General features: G+C 38.7%; 17 protein-coding genes. 15 read left to right on the forward strand and 2 right to left on the reverse strand.

What is annotated here, in order from left to right; genetic code table 11:
- Positions 1-4 precede the first annotated feature (4 nt).
- Genes EZ428_RS21645 through EZ428_RS21660 form a run of 4 tightly spaced genes read left to right on the forward strand, consistent with a single transcriptional unit; the run spans position 5 to position 5090 of the window.
- Positions 5-1240: an ABC transporter permease gene (locus tag EZ428_RS21645; protein WP_131555429.1), complete on the forward strand. Its 1236-nt coding sequence runs from the start codon at positions 5-7 to the stop codon at positions 1238-1240.
- A gap of 22 nt (positions 1241-1262) precedes the next feature.
- The gene (locus tag EZ428_RS21650; protein WP_131555430.1) at positions 1263-2444 is read left to right on the forward strand and encodes an ABC transporter permease; all 1182 of its coding nucleotides are present in this window, start codon (positions 1263-1265) and stop codon (positions 2442-2444) included.
- Positions 2445-2464: 20 nt separating this feature from the next.
- Positions 2465-3838 carry a sigma-54-dependent transcriptional regulator gene (locus EZ428_RS21655; protein WP_131555431.1) on the forward strand — a complete coding sequence of 458 codons (1374 nt, stop codon included), beginning with the start codon at positions 2465-2467 and terminating at the stop codon, positions 3836-3838.
- Positions 3822-5090, forward strand: a complete 1269-nt coding sequence (locus EZ428_RS21660) for a sensor histidine kinase (protein WP_131555432.1) — start codon at positions 3822-3824, stop codon at positions 5088-5090. Before EZ428_RS21655 ends, EZ428_RS21660 begins: the two co-directional genes overlap by 17 nt.
- 419 nt (positions 5091-5509) lie before the next feature.
- Here EZ428_RS21660 and EZ428_RS21665 read toward each other — a convergent pair whose 3' ends face one another.
- A complete protein-coding gene (locus EZ428_RS21665; RefSeq protein ID WP_131555433.1) occupies positions 5510-6484 on the reverse strand; it encodes a PAS domain-containing protein in 975 nt (324 codons plus the stop codon).
- Between the two features lie 703 nt (positions 6485-7187).
- Here EZ428_RS21665 and EZ428_RS21670 point away from each other — a divergent pair.
- From EZ428_RS21670 to EZ428_RS21700, 7 genes are all read left to right on the forward strand, one after another.
- Positions 7188-8396, forward strand: a complete 1209-nt coding sequence (locus EZ428_RS21670; RefSeq protein ID WP_131555434.1) for a metallophosphoesterase — start codon at positions 7188-7190, stop codon at positions 8394-8396.
- 47 nt (positions 8397-8443) lie between these two features.
- A complete protein-coding gene (locus EZ428_RS21675; protein ID WP_165501849.1) occupies positions 8444-9340 on the forward strand; it encodes an FKBP-type peptidyl-prolyl cis-trans isomerase in 897 nt (298 codons plus the stop codon).
- A 23-nt stretch (positions 9341-9363) separates the two neighbouring features.
- A complete protein-coding gene (locus EZ428_RS21680) occupies positions 9364-12366 on the forward strand; it encodes a SusC/RagA family TonB-linked outer membrane protein (protein ID WP_131555436.1) in 3003 nt (1000 codons plus the stop codon).
- Positions 12367-12370: 4 nt separating this feature from the next.
- On the forward strand, positions 12371-14065 hold the full coding sequence (locus EZ428_RS21685) for a RagB/SusD family nutrient uptake outer membrane protein (RefSeq protein WP_131555437.1): 1695 nt from the start codon (positions 12371-12373) through the stop codon (positions 14063-14065).
- A gap of 100 nt (positions 14066-14165) precedes the next feature.
- Entirely contained in the window at positions 14166-15413 is a 1248-nt protein-coding gene (locus EZ428_RS21690; RefSeq protein WP_131555438.1) for an MFS transporter, read from the forward strand.
- Between the two features lie 214 nt (positions 15414-15627).
- Positions 15628-17016, forward strand: a complete 1389-nt coding sequence (locus EZ428_RS21695; RefSeq protein ID WP_131555439.1) for an FAD-dependent oxidoreductase — start codon at positions 15628-15630, stop codon at positions 17014-17016.
- Between the two features lie 2 nt (positions 17017-17018).
- The gene (locus EZ428_RS21700; protein ID WP_131555440.1) at positions 17019-17951 is read left to right on the forward strand and encodes an endonuclease/exonuclease/phosphatase family protein; all 933 of its coding nucleotides are present in this window, start codon (positions 17019-17021) and stop codon (positions 17949-17951) included.
- A gap of 3 nt (positions 17952-17954) precedes the next feature.
- On the opposite strand, the gene EZ428_RS21705 is transcribed toward EZ428_RS21700, so the two are convergent.
- Positions 17955-18719 (reverse strand): DeoR/GlpR family DNA-binding transcription regulator, encoded by a 765-nt coding sequence (locus EZ428_RS21705; RefSeq protein WP_131555441.1) that lies wholly within the window; start codon positions 18717-18719, stop codon positions 17955-17957.
- Between the two features lie 332 nt (positions 18720-19051).
- On the opposite strand from EZ428_RS21705, the gene EZ428_RS21710 reads away from it, so the two are divergent.
- Genes EZ428_RS21710 through EZ428_RS21725 form a run of 4 tightly spaced genes read left to right on the forward strand, consistent with a single transcriptional unit; the run spans position 19052 to position 23510 of the window.
- Complete coding sequence (locus tag EZ428_RS21710) at positions 19052-20029, forward strand: 2-hydroxyacid dehydrogenase (RefSeq protein ID WP_131555442.1); 978 nt, start codon at positions 19052-19054, stop codon at positions 20027-20029.
- A 2-nt stretch (positions 20030-20031) separates the two neighbouring features.
- The gene (locus EZ428_RS21715) at positions 20032-21474 is read left to right on the forward strand and encodes an FGGY-family carbohydrate kinase (RefSeq protein WP_131555443.1); all 1443 of its coding nucleotides are present in this window, start codon (positions 20032-20034) and stop codon (positions 21472-21474) included.
- Entirely contained in the window at positions 21474-22916 is a 1443-nt protein-coding gene (locus EZ428_RS21720; protein WP_131555444.1) for an FGGY-family carbohydrate kinase, read from the forward strand. The genes EZ428_RS21715 and EZ428_RS21720 overlap by 1 nt, the downstream gene beginning before the upstream one ends.
- Positions 22917-23510, forward strand: coding sequence for a histidine phosphatase family protein (locus EZ428_RS21725; RefSeq protein WP_131555445.1), 594 nt, complete (start codon positions 22917-22919; stop codon positions 23508-23510).
- Positions 23511-23547: the final 37 nt, after the last annotated feature.

A 23547-nucleotide genomic window follows, 5' to 3' on the forward strand; every position in this document is an offset into this window, starting at 1 on the left:
AGCCATGTTAAAAAACTATTTTAAAATTGCAATTGCGGTATTAAAGCGAAGAAAATTCTTCACTTTCATTAGCTTGTTCGGAATAAGCTTTACCCTTACCATTTTAATGGTGGCTACAGCTTTCATGGATAAAGTGATCAGTCCAGATTACCCAGATTACAAAAGAGAACGTTCCTTGTATGTTGCCACGATGGAGTTTAAAAACACCAAGGAAGGTTGGCTAAACAGAAGTGATGTATCTTATTATTTTTTCGACCATTATGTATCCACCTTAAAAACGGTAGAGAAGATGGCTATTTCTACTAATGCAAAGGCATCTAATGCTTATGTGAACAATAAAAAGATTGTGATTAAGTATAAATATACCAATGCCGATTATTGGAATGTGCTCGAATACAAATTTCTAGAAGGAAAACCTTTTGGGCAACAAGAAATAAACAATGCCGAAAAGGTGGCGGTAATTTCTGAAGAAACAAAAACAGCTTATTTTGGCGATGCCAAAACCGTAGTGGGTAAATACATCTCTGCAGATAATGTTAATTACAGGGTAATTGGCGTGGTAGGAAACGTATCTGAAACACTTTACAACTTTGCAGGCGACATGTATTTGCCTTATACGGTATCTAAAGACAACTATAAAAGACCAGAATTGATGGGTGGTTACAATGCAGTTCTTTTGGCAAAAAACAAGGCTGATGTGCCTAAGATGCAAAAGGAATTTAACCAGATGATGAAAAGAGTTCCCATACCAAAAGAATTTGATAGGGTTTATAGCAGTGCTGATTCATTTTTTGCCGGTATGACCAGAAGGATTGCTGGCGATGGAACTAACAATGGTTTAACCGTGGTTGTATCTATCTTGAGCGTATTTGTGCTTTTGTTTTTATTGTTACCCACCATCAACTTGGTGAACATCAACATCACCAGAATTTTAGAGCGTTCCTCTGAAATTGGTGTGCGTAAAGCCTTTGGTGCTTCGTCTAAAACTTTGGTTTACCAATTCATGGTAGAAAATTTGATCCTTACTTTTTTAGGGGGATGTATTGGTCTGCTCTTCTCCATATTGGCCATTTACCTCATTAATGATGCAAACTTGATTTCAAACATGCGTTTATCGATGAATTTTATGGTCTTGTTTTACAGCTTGGTGGCTTGTATCTGTTTCGGTTTAATTTCTGGTGTTTATCCAGCCTGGAGAATGTCTAAGTTAAATATAGTAAAGGCACTTAAAGCACAATAAACCCAGCTAAAAAGATAAAATTATGTTTAAACACTTATTTAAATTAATATGGAACAAGAGAAAGCAAAACTTTCTGTTCCTTTCCGAAATCCTGGTTTCTTTTCTGGTGATATTCGCGGTTTTTTCCTTCCTTACTTTTTACTATCAGAATTACAGTAAACCTTTGGGTTTCGAATATAAAAAAGTATGGTCTATTAATTACGATAATGGCCTGTTAACCAAAAACAACGATTCTTTACAGCTGTTTTACGATAACTTGTATAAATCCTTAAAAGCCATGCCTCAAATAGAAGAGGTAACTTATACAGGTGCAAATTATCCTTACTCTAATAGTACCATGAGTACAGGAGTAAACCATCAGGGTAAAAAATTTGATCGCGTAAACAATTATGTGGTTGGTGCTGATTACAAAAAGGTATGGAATGTTTCCGTAATAGAAGGTAGATGGTTTTTGCCCGAAGATGTGGTTACAAAAAACAAACACATTATTATTAACGAAACGCTTAAAAAGCAGATGTTTGGCAAAGAAACGGCTATAGGCAAATTGATAGGCAATTATGATGACAAGGAAAAAATGAAAGTTGTAGGCGTGGTACAAGACATCAAAGCCAATGGCGATTTCTGGCCTGCTGGTAATGCCATGTTTAGTCGTTTAGATACAGGTTATTTAAAAAACACTTCAGATATTTTAATCAAGGTACGTGATGGGGCAGATGCCACTTTTGAAAGTGAGCTGTACAAGTTCATGGCAAATACGATGAGAAACGCTGTAGAGATTAGGCACATGGATGAAATGCGTGATGCTAAAAATGAAGTCACCATTATGCCAATGGTTATTTTTATCATTATTGCCAGTTTTTTAATCATTAATGTGGCCTTGGGTTTATTTGGTGTATTATGGTATAACATCAATAAACGAAAAGGAGAAATTGGTTTACGCAGGGCAATTGGTGCCAGTGGTAGTGCGGTGTCTTATCAATTGGTAATGGAAGCAATGATTTTAGCCACCATGTCTTTAATTGTAGGTAGCTTTTTTGCCATACAGTTTCCATTGTTAAACGTGTTTAATATTCCGGCAAGTGTTTACATCATCGCCATGCTGCTTTCTGTATTGTTCATTTACCTATTGGTTTTTGCCTGTTCGTTATATCCGGGTAAACAAGCTTCGGGTATACATCCTGCAGTTGCATTACATGAAGAATAATTATATCTTAACTTTGTTATATGATACTGATCATTGATGATGATATTGCGGTAAGAACTTCACTTTCTTTGCTTTTAAAAGGAGCAGGTAATGAAGTGCTTACGGCTAGTGACGCCACTGAGGCTTTTGAGCTTGTAAAAACTCAAAAGCCTCAGCTTGTTATTTTAGACCTCAACTTTTCTATTGATACTTCCGGTATTGAAGGAATGGAACTACTTAAAAGAATAAGAACCTTTAATGCCACGCTCCCTGTTATTTTAATTACAGGCTGGGCAAGCATTGCATTAGCGGTACAAGGAATGAAATTGGGTGCCAATGATTTTGTAAACAAACCTTGGGATAATACACACCTGCTACAATCGGTAAATACCTTATTGCAATTAGATGCCGAAAAGCCTTTATCAAGAAATAGAAAAGAACTCGATAAAAAATACAACTTCAAACAAATTATTGGTCAGGACCCAAACTTACTGGCCATTTTAGAAACTATGGGTAGGGTAGCGGCTACTGGTGCCTCGGTATTGATTACCGGCGAAAGTGGTACAGGGAAAGAGCTCATCGCCGAAGCCATTCATGAAAATAGCAATCGCTCTGCTAAGCCTTTTGTGAAGGTAAATTTGGGAGGTATTTCTTCTTCCTTATTTGAAAGTGAAATGTTTGGCCATGTACGTGGCGCTTTTACCGATGCCCGTTTCGATAGGGTGGGTCGTTTTGAAATGGCAAACAAGGGCACTATCTTTTTAGACGAGATAGGTGATTTAGAAGCTTCAAGTCAGGTTAAACTGTTAAGGGTATTGCAAGATAGAACTTACGAAGTACTGGGAAGCAGCAGGACAAAAACCGTAGATACCAGGGTAGTGTGCGCCACCAATAAAAACCTGAACGAAATGGTAGGCCTAGGTACCTTTAGGGAAGATTTACTGTATCGAATAAACCTGATCAGCATTCACTTGCCTGCATTAAGAGAGCGAGCAGCTGATATTCCCTTACTGGTTAATTTCTTTATAGGTAACATGAAAGAAATTTATAACCGACCAGCCTTGTCCGTTTCCGCATCAGCCATGCGTTGGTTACAAGCTTTGCCTTTACCGGGAAACATTAGGCAATTGAAAAATTTGGTAGAACGTACAGTGCTGATCAGTTCAAATGACGAATTAAGTATTGATGATTTTCAATCGCAATTAAACTTATCGCCCTTAAAAAATGACAAGGTTAAATTACCTGGCGTTGGCACCATGACCTTAGACCAGATGGAAGCCGAAATGGTTAAGCAAGCCATGAACTTTCATAAAAATAGAATTACCAAGGCAGCAGCTTCTTTGGGCATTACCCGGAATGCACTTTATCGCCGTTTAGAGAAATATCAAATTCCTTTCAATGAAACTGAAGAGTAAATACATTCTCTTTTTGGTTATTCTTCACTTGGTTTGCTTGGTGATGAGTTACTTCATCTTTGAGCATAATAAGTTGTTGTTCATGCTGGTGGAGGTGTTTATCATTATCTCCATATTGATATCCCTCAATCTATACAAACAGCTAATTGCCCCATTAACTTATTTAACACAAGGCATTGCAGCCATAAAGGATAAAGATTTTAATGTGAAGTTTTTAGCCACAGGAAAAAAAGAGGTTGATGAACTCATTGATGTTTATAATAAAATGATTGATGAGTTAAGGACCGAAAGAACCCGACAACAAGAGCAACATTTTTTTCTGGAAAAACTGATACAGACTTCTCCAACGGGGATTATTGTGTTAGACTACGATCAACAGATTAAACAGATCAATCCAAAGGCAAAGGAAATATTAGGGTCTATTCCGGATTTGTTAGGTAATCATATTTACGAAATGAAAACGGGTAGCGCTAAAATGTTAAGGGCTAATGGGCTGCAAACCTTTAAAATTCAGAAATCTAAGTTTATGGATAGTGGTTTCGAGCGAATTTTTATCATGATAGAAGAAGTAACCGCCGAAATTTTTGAAGCTGAAAAAAATGTTTACAGCAAGGTAATCAGGATGATGGCGCATGAGGTTAACAATACAGTTGGGCCTGTAAACTCTATCATTAATTCTGCCTTGTCTCATCAATCCCTATGGATAAACGAAGCAGATGCGATGCTTAAAAATGCCATGGTGGTAGCGGTAGATAGAAACCAAAACCTAAATGTATTCATGCGCAACTTTGCCGATCTGGTTAAGTTGCCGCAAGCTAACCTTAAAAAGATTGATTTAACTACATTGCTTAAATCTGTAGCAGAGCTGATGTATTTTCCTGCAAATGAGAAAAACATAATTGTTGAACTTGGTTTGCCTGCCACTAGTTTTGCTATTGCTGCGGATGTTGAACAAATGGAGCAGGCGTTAATTAACATTGTTAAAAATGCTATTGAATCTATAGATCATAAAGGGACCATTAAAATAACCCTCGACCCCATGAAACGCATCCTCATCATAGCAGATAATGGTAAAGGTATCTCCGAAGAAAATGCTGAGCAATTATTCAGTCCATTTTTTAGCACCAAAAAAGATGGACAAGGGATTGGCTTAACGCTTGTCCGCGAAATACTCTTAAACCATGGGTTTGATTTCTCTTTAAAAACCATAGCGGTTAATGATACAAGGTTTGTGATTGAGTTGGGGAGGTGAGAATTGGGAGTTGGTGAGTTGTGGAGTTGTGGAGTCGGTAAAGTCCGGAAGTCAGTAAAGTTGGAAAGACGTAAAATGTAAAATGTAAGATGGAGGATGTAAGATGGAAGATGGGGGTCGGTAAGTCGGGAAGTATGGAAAGTCCAAAAGAAGAAAGCGTAAAAAGCTGAAAGCTTAAAGAATAAAGCTGTCCCAAATGTCCCATAGCGATGCCTTTGGCACATTCCCTTGGGAAAAGCCGACTCAGCGTTCCCTGTGTAAACTCAATGTGCGCTGGGTTTATAGGAAGCTGTGCCAAAGGTATCCCTGTTAGGAAAAGTTGACTCAGCGTTCTTTGCGGATACTTAGCGTTTAAAAAAAACTAAGGAGAGACAGAAGGAAGTGCTGGTAAACAAACCTAATTGATCAGCGTTAAATGGTTACTCCTCAATGTTTGCTTGGTCGCTAATGTTTTTAACTATGCCATCAAGTTTTGTGGCAGCATCATTAAGTAGTTCGATGATTTCTAGTTGTTCGTTATTAGGTAGTCCATCTTTATTGAGTAGCTGAACTAGACCTAGAATATTAGATAAGGGTGCCCGTACTTCATGAGACTGCAGCCATGATATTTTTTTCAATTGCTCATTTTGCTTTTCAATCATCTGGGTGTGCTTTTGCTGAGCGGTAATGTCAACAAAGTAAACCGATAGCCCATCTTTTTTAGGGTAAATGCTGATAGATGCCCAAACGCCCAGTGATTCCAGAAGTGTATCGAAATGACTGCTTACCTTTTGTTGCATGGCACGCTCAAATTCGGCATGAACTGCTGTATCCTTAACAGCGGGAAAAAATTCCCAGATGTTTTTGCCAAGCAAGTCTTCTCTTTTACAATCAAATATCCGCTCTGCTTCCTTATTGATATAAGTAACCTCCCATTTTTCATTGATTGCATAAAACCCATCGGTAATACTTTCTAGGATGTCTTCTATTTCCGCATTCTTTTCTAAAAGCTCCTGCTGTGCCTCCACCTTCTGATCAACATCAATGGCCATTACAAATTGAGCCTTTCTTCCTTTGTAAATCGTACCATGTGCAAAAATATGTACAAAAAATGTTTCGCCATTTTTTCTGAGGTGTTTCCAGTTGCCAAAATCGTAATAGGTGGCATGGAAATCTTGAATGGCTACTTTTAGGGAATTAACCTCTTCCTTAGGTCGTATTTGTGTGGCAAGTAGGGATAGGAATTCGTCTTTCTCATATCCATATTGCGTTAACGCAGCTTTATTTACCTCTAAAAACGCTAAGGTATTTAAATCGAAAATATACATCGGCACAGGGCTCTCCTCAATGATTTTATGGTAGTTGTCATGAGTATAAACATCATCCTCGTTTTGAGGGAGCAGAGGTTTGTTCATATTAAAGCTGCTTGGAATTTTAAAATGAATTTAGGGAAAAAAAATGAAAGAAGTATAAGTGGGAGTCAGAGAAGTCGGGAAAGTCCGAAAGTCAGTAAAGATGGAAGAGTGTGAGATGGAAGATGGAAGGTGAAGGACAAAGAAAAAAGATGGGCTGATGTCAAAGGGCATCCCGGTGGGAAAAGACAGGGCTTAAAGATCAATGCCACAGTTTAAATACTAATAGGGAAAATGACTCGTGCTTTTGCCAAGAGCAAGGAGGATTAATCTGTATGGAGAGCTCATTTGGTTTAATGAAATAAGCCTTAAAATCTCCTTTACTTTCAAAAACTTTAATTTAGTTACTTAAACTTAATATTGAGTTTATATTGAAATTCAATTAATAACTTAGGTTTGTGGCTGTTTTACGTCTTAAATGAAGGTTGTTACCTAATATGTTGGTTAAATCATATTAATTTTAATTTTAATTTGTATTTCAAAAGATTATATTTAGTTTTGATATGTAGTTTAATTGTTATTATTTATTTCTTTTACTTTCAGAATAGATAGCTAATGAAACTCATTTAAAGATTTGTGTGAAATGAAACACTGTTGTGCGCGCTATGGATTGGCTTAATGAATAACAAGGCCATTGTAGCTTGTGCTTAAGGATTTTAAGGAAGACCGAACCATAATAACCAATGATAAATTAAACCAATTTTAAATGAAAACTTTTAAACCATTTGGCCAATATCCTAATTGGCAAAAAAAACAGCTCACTTTTTCAAAGGGGCTATCGCTCAGCTTGCTTATGTTCCTTTCTTTAGGTTGTGAAAAAACTGCAGAGATGGCAGCAGAAGAAAGCTTGTTTAAAGTTGCTGCGGTAAGCAGCACACAAGCAGTTGCGGCAGATGAAACCTTTTACATGGCTGTAATTCCAGATACACAGTACTATACCGATGCAGGCAGTGGCCATAATGGTACCATGCAAATGTTTATTAATCAAATTGATTGGATTGTGGATAATAAAACTGCTTTAAATATTCAATACGTAGCGCATTTAGGAGACATTACCAATTGGGGTGATCGAAAAAATACCGACGGTACTTGGTACAGGGATGAGTGGAGTAAGGCCAATACACAAATCACAAGGTTAGAAACTGCAAATATTCCATATGGTTTGGCTGTGGGTAACCATGATCAGTATTGCAATGGCGATGCAGGCTCTGGCGCTACCAACGATGGCTACGGATCTTATTTTGGGAAAGACCGTTATTATGGCATTAAGTCATGGTACGGAAATGCTTATGGAAGTTCTAACAATAACGATAACCATTATGATAGGATTACTGTCTTTGGTCAGAAATACCTGATCATGTATATAGAGTACAATCAAGAAGGTAACCAAACACAAAGTGATTATCCAGGTTGTCCGGCTGTACCTGTATATAGCCCTACTATTGAAGCGAGTGTAACTGCTTGGGCTAATACCGTTATTCAGGCTAACACCGATCATAAAGTAATCATTGTGAGTCACAGTGTATTAAACCCACATAAAACTGGCGTAACACTGCATGATAACCAACATAGGGATTTAGTAGGAGCTGGACCAGATAATTTGCCTGGTACCTTTACTAAACAAGGTCAGAAAATCTACGACTTAATTGCTAAGCCAAACACCAACGTATTCATGATGTTGGGCGGTCACGTAACCGGAGAGGGTTACAGGGTAGAAAACCAGAACGGTCACGTGGTTAAGGCTTTTGTATCTGATTATCAGGGCAGGCCAAATGGTGGAAATGGTTACATGAGAATCTTGAAGTTTAACAAAACAGCAAGTACAATAGAAATTAGAACCATACAGCCTTTGCCTGGTGCAAATGGCGAGGAGCTAGATGCTGATAGTAAGTTCACCGTAAACATGTATAACTAATTAAAATAGGGGCTGTGTCTTAAAAGATGCAGTCCCTATGTTTTGATATGAAAAAAATACTCATCTCCTTCTTATTGCCAATTACACTTTTGCTAGGTGCTTGTTCTGAGTACAAAAAAGGCAAGGGTGCTTTGCAGTATAAAATAGTGCACAATCAAAATTCACCTGCAATAGGCAAATTGGCAGTAGTGTTTTTAAGTTATACAGAGGCTACCGAAAGCGGCACGGTACTTTCATCTACAGCAACTTTTGACCCAAGGCCAATAGAGGTGTATGCTACAAGGCCACAATTTGAAGGCGATTTACAAGATGCCTTTCAATACCTGAGCGAAGGCGACAGTGCCATCGTAAAAGTAAGCATGGATTCGATTAAACGCTTTAACCATTCGGTGCAGCTAGCAAAAGATACTTCTAAATACATGGTTTATACCCTTAAGATAAATAGGGTGTTTAACCAGGAAGGAAAAAACGATACTACATTTTTGCCAAGGGTAGAGGCTTACAAACGGGCAGAGCTATTGAGGCAACAAGCAATAGAAGATAATAAAATCAAGCATTTTTTAGCAGTTAAAAAACTGAACTACAAAACAACGGCATCGGGCCTATGGTATCCGGCCGATTTAAAGACAACCAATAATACGGGCAAGGCGCTTTATGTGAGTTACGTTATTTCTTCCTTAGATGGGAAGGTGTATGAAACCAACGTATTGAAAACTGCACAGGCTGGAGGAATTTATAGGCCCTATAAAATTTACCAAGCTCGCAAAATGACACCTGGGCAAGGGCATTTTGCAGGATTTGAGGAGGCGATAACCTTGCTCCAGAAAGGGGCAAAGACAAAAGTAATCATCCCTTCTAAATTGGCTTATGGAGCCAGGGGCGATAATACCGATATGCCTCCATTTACACCGTTATTATGCGAATTTGAATTACTAAACCAATAAATCAAAATATCAAACCACCAATTATGAAACTTATTTTACCAAGATTTTTTAGGGGCAAATGGCATTATCTTTTCGGCCTGATGCTCATTTGCAACTTCAGCTTTGCGCAAACCACTACGGTTACTGGTGTTGTTAAAGATGAAAAAGGAGAAGTGCTGCCTGGAGTTGGCGTTAAATCCAAATCAGGAAACATAACTACTGTTACCAATGGAGACGGAAAATTTTCCATCCAGGTTTCAGTCACAAAAGAAACATTGACCTTTACTTTTATAGGTTACAAGCCATTGGAAGTTGAAACAGACGGCAAAACCATTTTGAATGTTTCTTTAGAGCCAGATAATCAGAAATTAAATGAAGTGATTGTGGTGGGCTATGGAACCCAGAAGAAAGTAAATTTAACAGGTGCTGTTTCTGTGGTTTCTTCAAAGGACCTAACCATGCGTCCAATTGGGCAAACTTCTGCAGCTTTGCAGGGTTTGGCGCCAGGGGTTACGGTTACACAAAACTCTGGAAGGCCAGGCGGTGATGCCGGAACAATCCGAATTAGGGGTATTGGAACCTTAAATGATGCAAATCCCCTGGTATTGATAGATAATGTAGAGGGCTCATTAAATAATATCGATCCAAGTATCATAGAATCAGTATCTATTTTAAAAGATGCTGCCTCTGCTTCTATTTATGGGTCTAGAGCCGCAAATGGGGTGATCTTGGTGACCACTAAAAGAGCTAAATCAAACCAGTTAGGGGTAAATTATAATTCGTACGTAGGGGTTCAGCGCTTAACCAACCAACCTGATTTAGTAAATGCAGCTGATCACATGATCATGACCAACCTAGCTTACACCAATACTGGTCGTGCGCCATTGTTTAGTGATGCCGTGATATCAAACACCCAGAATGGAACAAATCCAGACCTTTATCCAAATACCGATTGGCAAAAAGAAATACTAACGGGTTCGGGCGTTATGCAGAACCACTTTGTAACTGTTAACGGTGGTGGTGAAAAAGTTAGGTTTTTAGCCTCATTCGGCTATTTTGATCAGGCTGGTTTATTAGAGGTTTCTAATTTCAGAAGATTTACTTTCCGCAATAATGCTGATATCAGATTCTCCGATAAATTGAGTATGAGTCTTGATGTGCAACTTAATAACAGGATTACAAAAGAACCTGGACGTGGAAGCAGTTCGGTTTTTAACCAGATGAACAGAATTGCACCTATTTTTGCAGGGGTGTTTTCAAATGGCAATTATGGCGAGGGTTCAAATGGAAATAACCCTATCGCCTATAGTCGCCCAGAAGGAGGCTTGGCAAAGACAAACAATCCAGGCCTTTTGCTTAATGCTACCTTAAGCTACAAGCCGCTAAGTTGGCTCCAGGCAGACCTTACCGTTGCGCCACGATACGACCAGATTGATGACGATACGTTTGTAACGGCCATTAAAACTTATAAGGCAGATGGTACTGTAGCCTTTACCTCGCCATCATTGGCAACGCTTGATGTAACAAACAGCAGAAGTTTATATAATAATTTTCGTGGAACGCTTACCGCAACAAAAGCAATTAGTAATCATAATTTTAAATTATTAGCTGGAGCTTCTAGAGAAGATTATACAAATAATAATCTTACAGCTTCAAGAACCACTTTTATATTTCCTGATTACCCAGTGCTGGGAACAGGGTCCTCTGCTACGCAGTTAAATAATGGCTCTAAGTCTGAATGGGCATTACAATCTGTTTTTGGAAGGTTCAATTATAATTATAAAGAGCGTTACCTTCTCGAGGTTAATGGTAGGTATGATGGTTCATCTAGATTTGCGCAAGGTAAAAGGTATGGTTTTTTCCCTTCTGTATCTGCCGGATGGAGAATTTCACAAGAGGAATTTTTTCAGCCTTTAACCAGGGTTATTCCTGAATTGAAGATTCGTGCATCATGGGGTAAACTAGGCAATCAAAACATTGGGACATATCCAGCTATTTCCTTAATCCAACTTGGCGCTTATTCTATTGGCAACCAAATATTTACCGTAGGCGCACTTAATGATGCTGCAAACAACAATATTACTTGGGAGAGTACCGAAATGACAGATATAGGTTTTGATGCAACCATTGTTAAAAACCTAAGCTTAAATTTTGATTATTATAAGCGCACCACCACAGATATTTTGCTGAAACTTGATGTGCCCATTATTACCGGACAAGCACCGCCATTTCAAAATGCAGGTGTAGTGGAAAATAAAGGATGGGATTTGGGTTTAAACTATGCAAATAATGCTAAGGCATTTAGGTATGCTATTGGCATAACCCTTTCTGATGTGAATAACAAGGTAATTGACCTGAAAGGAGTTAACCGTACAGGAATTACCGTAAGTAACGAAGGGTATGCAATGAACTCGTTATATGGGTTCGAGGCACTCGGCTTTTTTCAGTCGGATGCTGAAGTTGCTGCAAGCCCAGTACAATTTGGTGCTGTTAAAGCAGGCGATATCAAATACAAGGACCAAAATGGGGATAATAAGATTACTGACCTAGATAACGTGATTATTGGCAGTACCATACCCAAATATACCTATAGTGCAAATATAAACCTGGGCTATAAAAACTTAGACCTTGGGTTGTTTTTTCAAGGTGTGGGTAAAGCCAATGGATACCTTTATGAACAATCGGTAATGCCATTTTTTAATGGTGGTACGGTTCAGGAAATGCATAAGGATAATTGGACTCCCCAAAACACTGGTGCAGCCTTCCCTCGTTTAGCCTTTGGAGAATCTAACAACGAAAAGACATCAAGTTTTTGGGTAAAAGATGCTTCATACCTTAGGTTAAAAAACATTCAGCTTGGCTATAAATTCTCTACCGACTTAACTAAAAAGCTAGGGCTTAAGAGCCTAAGGGTATTTGCCAATGCAAGTAACCTCTTTACTTTCGATAAGTTCTGGAATGGATATGATGTGGAGGCGCCAGTTGGAACTGGAAATACTTACCCACAGGTTAAAGTGTACAATTTTGGTTTAGACGTTAATTTTTAAGATCATGATAAATAAAAAAATAATTGCAGCTTTTATTGGGTGTGTATTCATCGCCCTTATAGCTGGTTGCAAGGGAGAATACCTCGAAAAAATACCCTCAAACCCTTCATCAGCAACTTTTTATTCAAACCAGGATGAATTGCAGATTGGTCTGTTGGGGTGTTATTCCCAATTAAATTACCAGGAGCAGAATTATGGGCTTGGAAACCTCCGTGTGCCATGGCATGTGTTTATTGATGCAACTACAGATATCTGTTGGGATCGTACCAATGGAGCGCTCCAAGATATTGGAAAAGGAACCATTGATGCCAATAACGGAGTGGTGCTTGTAAAATTTAGGGAAACCTATAAAGGCATAGCTCGATGTAATTTCCTTTTGGATAACATTAGCAAATTAAAGGATAAGGTTTCTGCAACGGTTTATAATCAATCTATTGCAGAGGCACGATTTATTAGGGCCTTAAATTATAGTTATTTGCTTACCCTTTTCGGTGGAGTGCCGTTGGTAACTACAACGTTAACCATTAATGATTCGCAGGTGCCTAAAAGCACTAAGGCAGAAATTGCCGATTTCATCATTGCTGAAATGGATGCGGCGGCTAAAGATTTGCCCCTTAATCAGGCCATCATTAACGATGGTCGTGCAACCAAGGGGGCGGCGCTAGCCATTAAGGCAAGAACTGCATTGTACAATGAAAAATGGGACGTTGCCGCACAGGCTGCCAAAGCAGTAATGGATTTAAACAAATATGCATTGCACACCAATTATGCTGACTTGTTTAAATATGCAGGTGAATCATCTAAGGAAATTATTCTTTCGCTTCAGTATGCGAAAAATGTAAATACACATACTACACCTCGTTATTTGCTGCCAAGGCTTCCGGGTGGTGTTTGCGATAAAGTACCTTTTCAAAGCTTTATAGACTCTTATGAGTGTACAGACGGGTTATCTATAGATAAATCTCCTTTGTTTAACCCGCTAAAGCCATTTTTAAACCGAGATCCTCGCCTGTCATTTACCTGCGGCGTTCCGGGTGATAGGTTATTTGGTTACCAGTTTGAAACACATAAAGACAGTTTGCTCATTTGGAATTACAATGTTACCCCGGCAGTTCGTATTGCCAATACTGAAGCAACACATGCTTTTGCATCATTTACAGGTTATGTTTTCCGTAAGTATTGTGATGAGACAGATAAGGCAGATGTGCAAAACTCAGAAATGAATATCATTCTTATTCGTTATGCAGAAGTACTTTTAACTTATGCCGAGGCAAAAATAGAAGCCAATCAAATTGATCAATCAGTTTACGATGCCATTAATTTAGTACGCAGAAGGGCAACGGTTAACATGCCTGCCATTACAACGGGTAAAAGTCAAGCTGAGTTGCGTTCTATTGTCCGTAAAGAACGCAAGTATGAATTTGCAATGGAAGGTTTACGTTTGGCAGATATCCGCAGATGGAAAATTGCCGAGCAAGTGATGGTTGGAAATGCTTACGGTAGAATTCCGAAAGGTTTATTGGCTAATGCACCAGTAGTAGATGCAAATGGAACACCAAGTTATACCAATGTTACCAATCGTACCGATATGCGTGTGATCGAGGTGAAGCTATTTAATAAAGAGCGTGATTACTTGTGGCCATTCCCGGCAATTGAGGTGTTGACGAATAAAAAACTTGTCCAAAACCCTAATTATTAAGAGTCTTGAAATAAAAGGAATAATTATTTTTCCTTTTATTTCATTTCCTTTCAAATAGCTTAAAATTTGTTAATTTTGATATAACCACTTATAAAATTAAATGTCTTCATCCTTTAAGCCCGAAAACCGTCGTTGGTTAATCATAGCCGTTATATTTATTGCCATTGTGTTCAATTATTTTGATAGGCAGATTGTTTCGATCTTAAAACCGACCTTAAAAGACGTTTACAAAATAGACGACAGGGGTTATGCCTATATCATTAACATCTTTACCTTTTGTTATGCCATCATGTACCCAGTTTCGGGTTGGTTGGTAGATAAATATGGGGCAAAAAAGGTAATGTTCTTTGGCGTAATAGGCTGGTCGCTGGCTAGTTTGGGCGGTGGTTTTGCTCGTACAGTTGGGCAATTCTCCTTTTTTAGGGGGATGCTTGGTTTAGCCGAGCCTACCAATTTTCCGGCGCAGCTAAGGGTGGTTACGGTTTGGTTTCCAGGTAAGTTAAGGGCAACTGCAAATAGCTTATGTGTTGCTGGGAGTTCTATTGGTGCCATTATATCGGTTCCCTTGGTTACCTTCCTCGAAATCAACTTCGGTTGGCAAATGGTATTTATTGTTGCTGGTACAATGGGATTGGTAATTGCCTTGTTATGGATCTTGGTTTACCGCGATCCGCCCGCACACATACTTCAGGAGGCAACTGGAAATGATACCGCAGTAGAAAAGGAAGGGTTTAAATGGGGGCAATTATGGGCCACCAAAAGTTTATGGGGCATTTTGCTGATCAGGTTTGTAACCGATCCAGTTTGGTATTTCTGTTTAATGTGGCTTCCAGGTTACTTGCGTGAATCGTCTGGACTGTCGAAAATAGAGGTGGGTCAATATGGATGGATACCGTTTTTAGTAGCCGATATAGGCGCCATTGGCACCGCTGCTTGGTCTGATTATTTGGTGCGTAAAGGTCGCAAGCCTTTAAATGCCCGTAAAATCATGCTCAGCTGTGTAGCGTGTCTTTCTCCACTTTGTGTGTTAACACCTTACTTGCCTTCTGCATTTTCAACCATCCTTATTTTTAGTGTAGTAGCAATAGCTTGTTTAAGTTGGTTATTTACCATTAGTGTAGTGGTTGCAGAATCTTTCCCAAGTAAAAATGTAGCCAGTGTTTTAGGTATTGCAGGAGGCTGTGGTGCTTTGGGTGCTGTGATTTTCAACTATTTCGTGGGCGAGATGATGGGTACAGTAGGTGCCGAGAAAATATTTTTGGTCATGGCATTCCTGCATCCTATTGGCGTACTTATTTTATGGACAATGATTAAACCCGAAAAACCAAAGTTAAATACAGCAATTTAACAATTAACCTCCCGATAGCTATCGGGATAAAACAATTAACCAATTAAACGATTAACCAATTAACCAATTAACCAATTAAGCGATTAACCAATTAAGCGATTAACCAATTAACCAATTAAACGATTAACCACCTTAACAACTCAACAATTAACCAGTTAACCTCCCGATAGCTATCGGGATCAAACAGTTAACCAATTAACCAGTAAACAATACAATGAAAACAATAATAGAACCCGCAAAAGAACTTCCAATTAGAGCAAGTGTAGATGTATTAGTGGTTGGTGGCGGTCCGTCTGGACTAATTGCCGCTCAAGCTGCAGCGGAAGATGGACTAAATGTAACCTTAATTGACAGTAGGAGTTTTGTGGGTGGAAATTTAACCATAGGCTTGCCTATCCTTGGTTTTTTAGGACAAAAAGGAAACCAGATCATTAAAGGTTTGCCACAGAAGTTTATAGATAAGTTAAAAGAAAGAAATGCGGCAAGTGAACATCGACCTTGTCCTTTGCACATGAGCTTAACCTTGGTAGAACAAGAGGCGGTAAAAACAGTAGGACTAGAGATGCTGAATGAAGCAGGGGTAAATGTACTACTTTATGTGTTTTTTGCAGGCGTGGTCATGGAGGGTGATGTAATTAAAGGCGTAATTATAGAAAGTAAATCGGGTAGGGAAGTGATTTTGGCAAAAACGGTAATTGATTGTACTGGAGATGGCGACGTAGCTTTTAGGGCAGGAGTGGAGTGTGAATATGGAAATGATAAAGGGGGTGTACAACCACCTACCTTAATGTTCTGTTTGGGCGGTGTAGATACTGAAAAATTACGTACAAGCATAGCTGAAGAGCCACGTACTTATTTAACTGATTTTATTCCAGCAGAATATTTTGGACAAAATAACCAGTTTATTGTGGTTGGAATGAGGAGTTTGATGGAGAAAGCTCGAGAAGATGGCTTTGAATTACCAGTAGAAAGAACAATTATCATTACTGGTTTACGTGAAGGAGAGGTATGGATTAACATGACCAGGGTTAATGGCGTAAACGGAACAGATCCGGGAAGTTTAACCTTTGGTGAGATAGAGGGAAGAAGGCAAATAGAAGATATTCAGCGTTATTTAATTGAGTACGTGCCAGGTTTCGCACAAGCTTATTTTACAAAGATGGCCCCGTTTATTGGAATTAGGGAAACCAGGCGAATTGTAGGTAAGTATGTTTTAACAGCTGATGATATTTTGGGCTGTAAAAGATTTGAAGATTCAATCGCAGTAGCGAGTTATCCGCTTGATATTCATCATCCAGAAGGTGGGGGTTGTACCTTAACATGGTGTGGAGATAGTTATGATATTCCTTATCGTTCGCTCCTTCCAGAAAAAATAGAAAACTTGATTGTTGCTGGAAGATGCATCTCCACGACACATGAAGCCATGTCGGCCATAAGGGTAATGGCGCCATGTATGGCCATGGGCGAAGCAGCAGGTAGGGCAGCTAAGATGGCCGTTCGTGAAAATATTTACCCCTCTGCATTAAACGTAGGTAAACTACGTGAAGAGTTAACAGCCAAAGGTGCTTATTTAAATCCAACACAAATTACAGAAACAGTATAGTTATGAATAAATCAGGTTTTTCTCGTAGAACTTTTTTAAAAGGCGCTGGCGTAATGGCTGCTTTACCCTTATTGCCTGAGGTGGCAATGGCCAATGAATTCGAATTTAATGAAAGAGCAGAAAGTACAACTAAAGTACTTACCTGTAACATTAGGGTAGCTTTACCGGAAGATGAAACAGCAGGTGTTGGTTGGGAAAAGCGTAAAAAGCTGTGTATAGAAGTTATCAAAAAACAACAGCCAGATATTATCGCTATGCAAGAGGTTTTACGAGTGCAAAATGATGATTTGAAAAAAGCCTTGCCTAACTATTTCTCCTTTGGTTTTGAAGGGCCAGAAATGGATAAATTTAAAGAGGGTTACCACGGCATTGCCAAAAACCCCATTTTCTTTTCACTCAAAAGATATGAGCTTATTGCGGCAGGCGGATATTGGCTTTCTGAAACTCCCCTGATTGCTGCAAGTGTGTCTTGGGATACAGCAAGGGCAAGAAATGCAAGTTGGGTAAGGTTAAAAGATAAAAAAACTGGTCAAGAATTAAGGGTGGTAAACCTGCATTTAGATCATAAAAGTCAACCTGCAAGGGAAAAACAAGTAGAGATTGTTTTAAACGATGCAGCGCAATACTTGCCAGATTTGCATCAGATTTTTGCGGGAGATTTTAATGTTTCCTCTAAAAATAAGGTTTATGACATGGTGGTAGCTAAAGGCTGGTCTGATACTTTTAAAGCTATTCCATCAAACATTGAATCGGCAACGACACATGAGTTTTTAGGAGAGAAAGATCCGAAAAAAGACATCCGCACCAAAATAGATTTCATCTTTACCAAAGGAAAGTTTAAGGTGTTGGAATCTAATATTATAAGGGATAATGATAATGGGTTTTATCCGAGCGACCATTATTTTGTTTCGGCAGTAATAGAAGTTTCAGCCTAGTTTTTAGGCTGAGATTACTTTGATCCCTCGTTCTTTCATTGCCCTAACAGTTGCTTCGGCAACCTTATCGTCGGTAATGATGTAGTGAACTTGATCCAGTCCGCAAATCCTGCCCAAGCCTCGTCTGTCGAATTTAGTGCTATCTGCTAATAAAACAACGGTTTGGGCAGTTTCAATCATTTTTTGGTTAAGGGATGCTTCTGCTAGGTTAGATATAGATACGCCGAAATCTAAATCTATTCCATCTACACCAATGAATAAGATATCGCAAGATATTTCCTCTAAAATTCTTAAGGCGTGCGATCCTGCAACAGATGATGAGTTCTTTCTGATCATTCCTCCAAGCAACAACACGTCCATATTGGGGCGGTCACTTAGTTCTAACCCAACTTTTACGGCTGGTGTAATTACGGTTAAGTTTTTGGTAGTGTGTAAAGCTTTTGCAAATTCGTAGGCAGTGGTGCCTGAGCCAATCATGATAGAATCTGTGTTTCCCACCAATGCCAAGGCTGCTTTTGCAATTCTCATTTTTTCATCAGAATTGATAAATTCCTTTTCGTTAATTGGTCTATCGATAGCATAAGGATTGTTGATAGAACCGCCCCCACGAGTACGGAACAAAAGATTTTTATCTTCTAGGATTTTCAAGTCTTTTCTGATCGTTACACCAGAAACCTGCATTTCTTCTATGAGTTCAAGGATGTTGATTTTTCCTTCTTGTTTTAGTTTTTTTAAGATAAACTGATGTCTGTCGGTTATGTTCTTCATGTATCCCTTAAGCTAAGCATGCGTTTAAAATCAAAGTTAATTTTTTAAAATGAATTCTACTTATTTAAGTGTAAGGAAATTAAAATAGTTGAGTTTTTGTACTGAGGGTATAGTTAAGCCATTAAAATTAAAAGTATGGGTAGTTAAATAAGCAGTTTTCTTGATATTATTTTGTATTAAATTAAAGTAATTTTAATATTTTTAAATATAATTTAATTAAATTTACAACATTAAGAAATAATATATAACATAATGAAATAAAATTCATTGTTTATTTCTGATAAATTTAATGAGCCATAAATAGATTTTTAATATAAAAACGCCATAATAGAATGAGGATATTAATTACAGCGCCATATCATGTGCAGGGACAGCAGGAATTACAAAAAACTTTTGGTGAAGTGGTTTATAAAGAATGGAAAGGAAATGAAAGGGCATTTAATGAACAAGAGTTAATTGACCTTTTAAGGGAGACAAAAGCAGATGCCTTAATTACCGAGCATGATGAAGTGTCGGGAAAAGTTATTGATCATTTTCCTCATTTAAAGTTTATTGGCGTTTGTAGGGGCACACCTTCAAACGTTGATTTAGAGGCCGCCAAACGATACGGCATACCCGTTTTTCATACCCCAGCAAGAAATGCACAGGCGGTTGCAGAGTTATTTATTGCTAACGTGATTAACTTGATGCGCAATACCATACCAAGTTGGCAATGGCTAACTGGCGAAAACTGGGAAGCAGGCGAACATACGTCTTATTTGCAGTTTAAAGGCAGTGAATTAGCCGGGAAAACAATTGGTATGGTAGGTTTTGGGGCAGTGGGAAGGAGGATTGCCGAAATGGTTAAATGTTTCCCCTGCGACATTAAATTTTACGATCCTTTTGTAGAAGATTCAGTTGAATATAAAAAAACCTCATTGATAGATATTTTTGAAAGTAGCGATATTGTTTCTGTTCATTTGCCCGTAAATAAAGAAACAATTGGTATGATTGATCAATCTTTAATTTCGAGAATGAAACCGACTTCAATTTTTGTAAATACAGCTAGGGCAAGCGTGGTTAATCGTGATGATTTATTATTTGCTATTGAGAATTTGAGGATAAGAGGGGCTATTTTAGATGTTTTTGATCATGAGCCACCAGATGAAAAAGATTATCGGTTAATCCATCACCCTAATGTGTTGGCAACACCACATACCGCTGGGGCAACCCATGAGGTAGAAGATCACCATGTGAACATTTTAAATAAAAAATTATTAGCGTGGTATGCTACAAGTAAAATAAGCAACAATCAACAAGCAACAGTATAAAGATGTTAGCAGCATACATTATTATAGACGTAGGTACAGGTAATTTACGAGTTGCCGTAGCGTCAAAAGAAGGAGAAATTTTAGGGATCCAACGAAGTGATATCGAGTACATCAAAGATGAGGCCTATCCAGATGCTATCTATTTTGATCCAAATCAATTATGGGATTCGATCATTGTATTGGCTAAGGATGCCCTACAGCAGGCAGGAGAAGTTAAGGTTATCGGATTAACGGCTACAAGTCAACGAGAAGGAATTGTATTGTTAGATCACGCTGGCAAGGCCTTAATTGGATTGCCAAATATTGATCATCGTGGTCGGGAGTGGGAAAATGACATTGCAGATAAAAACTTTGTGTACGATTTAACAGGACGTTACCCAACTTCCTTGTTTTCTGCCATGAAATTGGTCGGCGTGCGCAATAGGAAGCCGGAAATATGGAATCAGTTTTCTACATTCTTAAGCATTAGCGATTGGGTAGAATATGAATTAAGTGGCGTGTTGCACTATGAACATTCGCAGGCTTCAGAAACATTGTTGTATGATGTCGTTCAAAAAAACTGGTCTAAAAAGTTAGCCGACGCATTTAATTTAGAGACCTCCATTTTACGCAAACTGGTTACTTCAGGAACCAGTTTAGGTTTGATTAAAAGTGATCAAGCTCAACAATTTAACATTTCGCCCTTGGCGCAAGTAATTGTTGGTGGGGCAGATACGCAACTTGCTGTAGTAGGCACACAGCCAGATACGAACGATGTAATTATCGTTTCTGGAACTACAACGCCAATTATTAAATTAACGGCTGAATATGTATTAGATGAAAAACAACGTACCTGGACAGGCAGACATGTTGATGAGCATAGCTTCATGTTCGAAACCAATGCTGGTGTTACGGGATTAAATTATCAACGCTTAAAGGAGATTTTTTACCCGAATGAAGGCTATGAGGTAATTGAAAAGGAAGTTGCCGCACTCCAAAATAACAATTGCTTTGCGGCACTTGGTTCTTTAGTGGCTGATGAAAAAGGTTCGATGACCAAAGGTGGCTTTATTTTCGATGTGCCAGTTTCTCATCAAATTTCCAGAGCTGGATTTATATACGCCGCATTATGGGATATTGCTTGCAGTATTAAAGAAAACTTTGATACACTTTCCAATACCTCCTTACATGAAAAGGATTTTGTTTGGGCTTGTGGTGGTGGTTTTCAGAGTCGTTTATTGAGGGAATTTATCGCTTCACTCATCGGTAAAAAAGTATCCATTAGAAAAGGTTATCAGCAATCTTCTGTTATGGGAGGGGTCATCATTTGCAATAATGCGCTTGGAGAAAGTCAAATTGTAGCGCACACCATAGAAACAATTGATCCCTTGGTAAATGAGGCCTATCAATCTCAATATCAAAAATGGAAAGAAACCAGAAAAGCGATCAAAGCAACTTTTAATTGATGGAGGCTTATTTTATCGGGATTGATATTGGCACACAGGGTGCAAGAATTGCCTTGTTAGATCATGAAGGTCATTTAGTACGCTCAGTAGAAGAAGTGTTTCCACTTAGCGAATCTTCTAGGGAAGAACAATCGCCCATCATGTGGTGGCATTCATGCTTAAAATCATTACAGCAGTTGGCAAGTGAGGCAGATGAGGAAGTACTCAAAAATGTGGTGTCGATTGCTGTCACCTCAACTTCAGGAACGGTTATTCCATTAGATAAAAATAACGAGCCCGTACACAATGCCATCATGTACAGCGATCAGCGTTCGAGTATGGTGGCAGAAAGATGTACAAAGGCTGCATTAAAGTATCACAATAAAGGTTTTACTGCTTTTAACTCTTCAACAGGTTTGGCCAAAATGGTTTGGTTTGTAGAAACTTATCCAGCAAAGGTTAATCAAATTGATAAGTGGGTGCATGCAGCAGATTACATTACAGGGAAATTAAGCAACATTTGGGGAGTTAGCGATTATACCAATGCCTTTAAATCTGGCTTTGATGTGGCCGATTTTTATTGGCCTGCTTATTTGTATGAAGAACTGCCATTAAAAAAAGAATGGCTGCCGAAGGTTTACCCATCTGGGGAGGTAATAGGCCAGATTGATCGGGAGTTAGCTAGTTTATTGGGCTTGCCTTCTCACGTTAAAATTACCACTGGAGTTACCGATGGCTGCGCTTCTCAAATAGCTTCTGGTGCCATGAATGTGGGCGATTGGAATACAACCATTGGCACTACCTTGGTGGTGAAAGGCGTTACTAAAAATGAAGTGTTAGACCCCTTAGGAAGAATATACAGTCACAGGCACCCTGAAGGTTTTTGGATGCCAGGGGGCGCAAGTAATACAGGGGCAGATTGGGTGACGCAGGAATTTGCAGCCGATTTAATCTCCTTAAACGAACAAGCAGCAAGTTTATTTCCCACGGGCTACCTTAATTATCCATTATTGCAAAAAGGCGAGCGATTTCCACTTAATGCTCCTCAAGCACTAGGTTTTAAGGTTGATGGCTTAACAAGGGCCGAAGAATTTACGGCCAACATGGAAGGTGTGGCCTTTATTGAGCGATATGCCTTTGAGTTGATTGAGGCCTTATCAAATGAAAAAGTTGATCGGGTATTTACGGCAGGGGGTGCCAGTAACAGTGAGGTTTGGCTTAAAATAAGGGCTAATGTTTTAAATAAGCCCATCTATAAAATGAAGCATGTTTCTGGTGCAGTAGGCGCAGCTATATTGGCTGCTTCTAAAACGCATTTTGACAACTTAACTGAAGCAACAAAAGCACTTACTGTGATAGAAAGTGAAATTTTACCAGAAAAAGAATTGGTTGATCGTTATCAGCTTATATATTTGAGATTTATAGCCCTTTTACAAGAAAAAGGATTTTTAACCCCTCAATAAATGCTTAATGTTTACTTATTACGTCACGGAGAAACCCAATACAATGCAGATGGAAATCGCTATTGTGGCCGAACAGATATCGATTTAACTAAAAAAGGATTGGATCAGGCTAATCAAGTTTATACCTTGTTAAAGGACAAAGATTTCGATGCGGTCTATTCATCGCCCTTAAAAAGAGCAAAACGAACCGCAGAAATTGCAACTGGAAGCAATGTGGTTACAGACGATAGGCTGATTGAAATAGATTTTGGGAAATGGGAAGGGAAGACCAAAGAGGAGTTTACAGCAGAAGATCCCATTTGCTGGGAAAAGTGGATGGATAATCCGGCGCTAGCTACTGCGGGTGAGAATGGAGAAAATGGACAAGCTATAATCGATAGGGTAAATTCCTTTTTTGAGGAGATGATGGTGAAGCACAAGAACGGAACCATTGTTGTTGTAGCGCACAATGGCCTTAATCGTTTTTACATGACCCATAAGTTGGGTATGCCATTAACAAACTATAGACGCATTGTACAAGAAAATTCATCCATCACTATATTCGACCTTGATGATGAGGGCGTATTTACGCTTCATAAATTAAACGGGAGATAATTGCTTAATCGCCAGTGTGGGATAACATTCACGCTAA

This window comes from Pedobacter frigiditerrae (assembly GCF_004331645.1).
Classification (GTDB): Bacteria; Bacteroidota; Bacteroidia; order Sphingobacteriales; family Sphingobacteriaceae; genus Pedobacter; species Pedobacter frigiditerrae.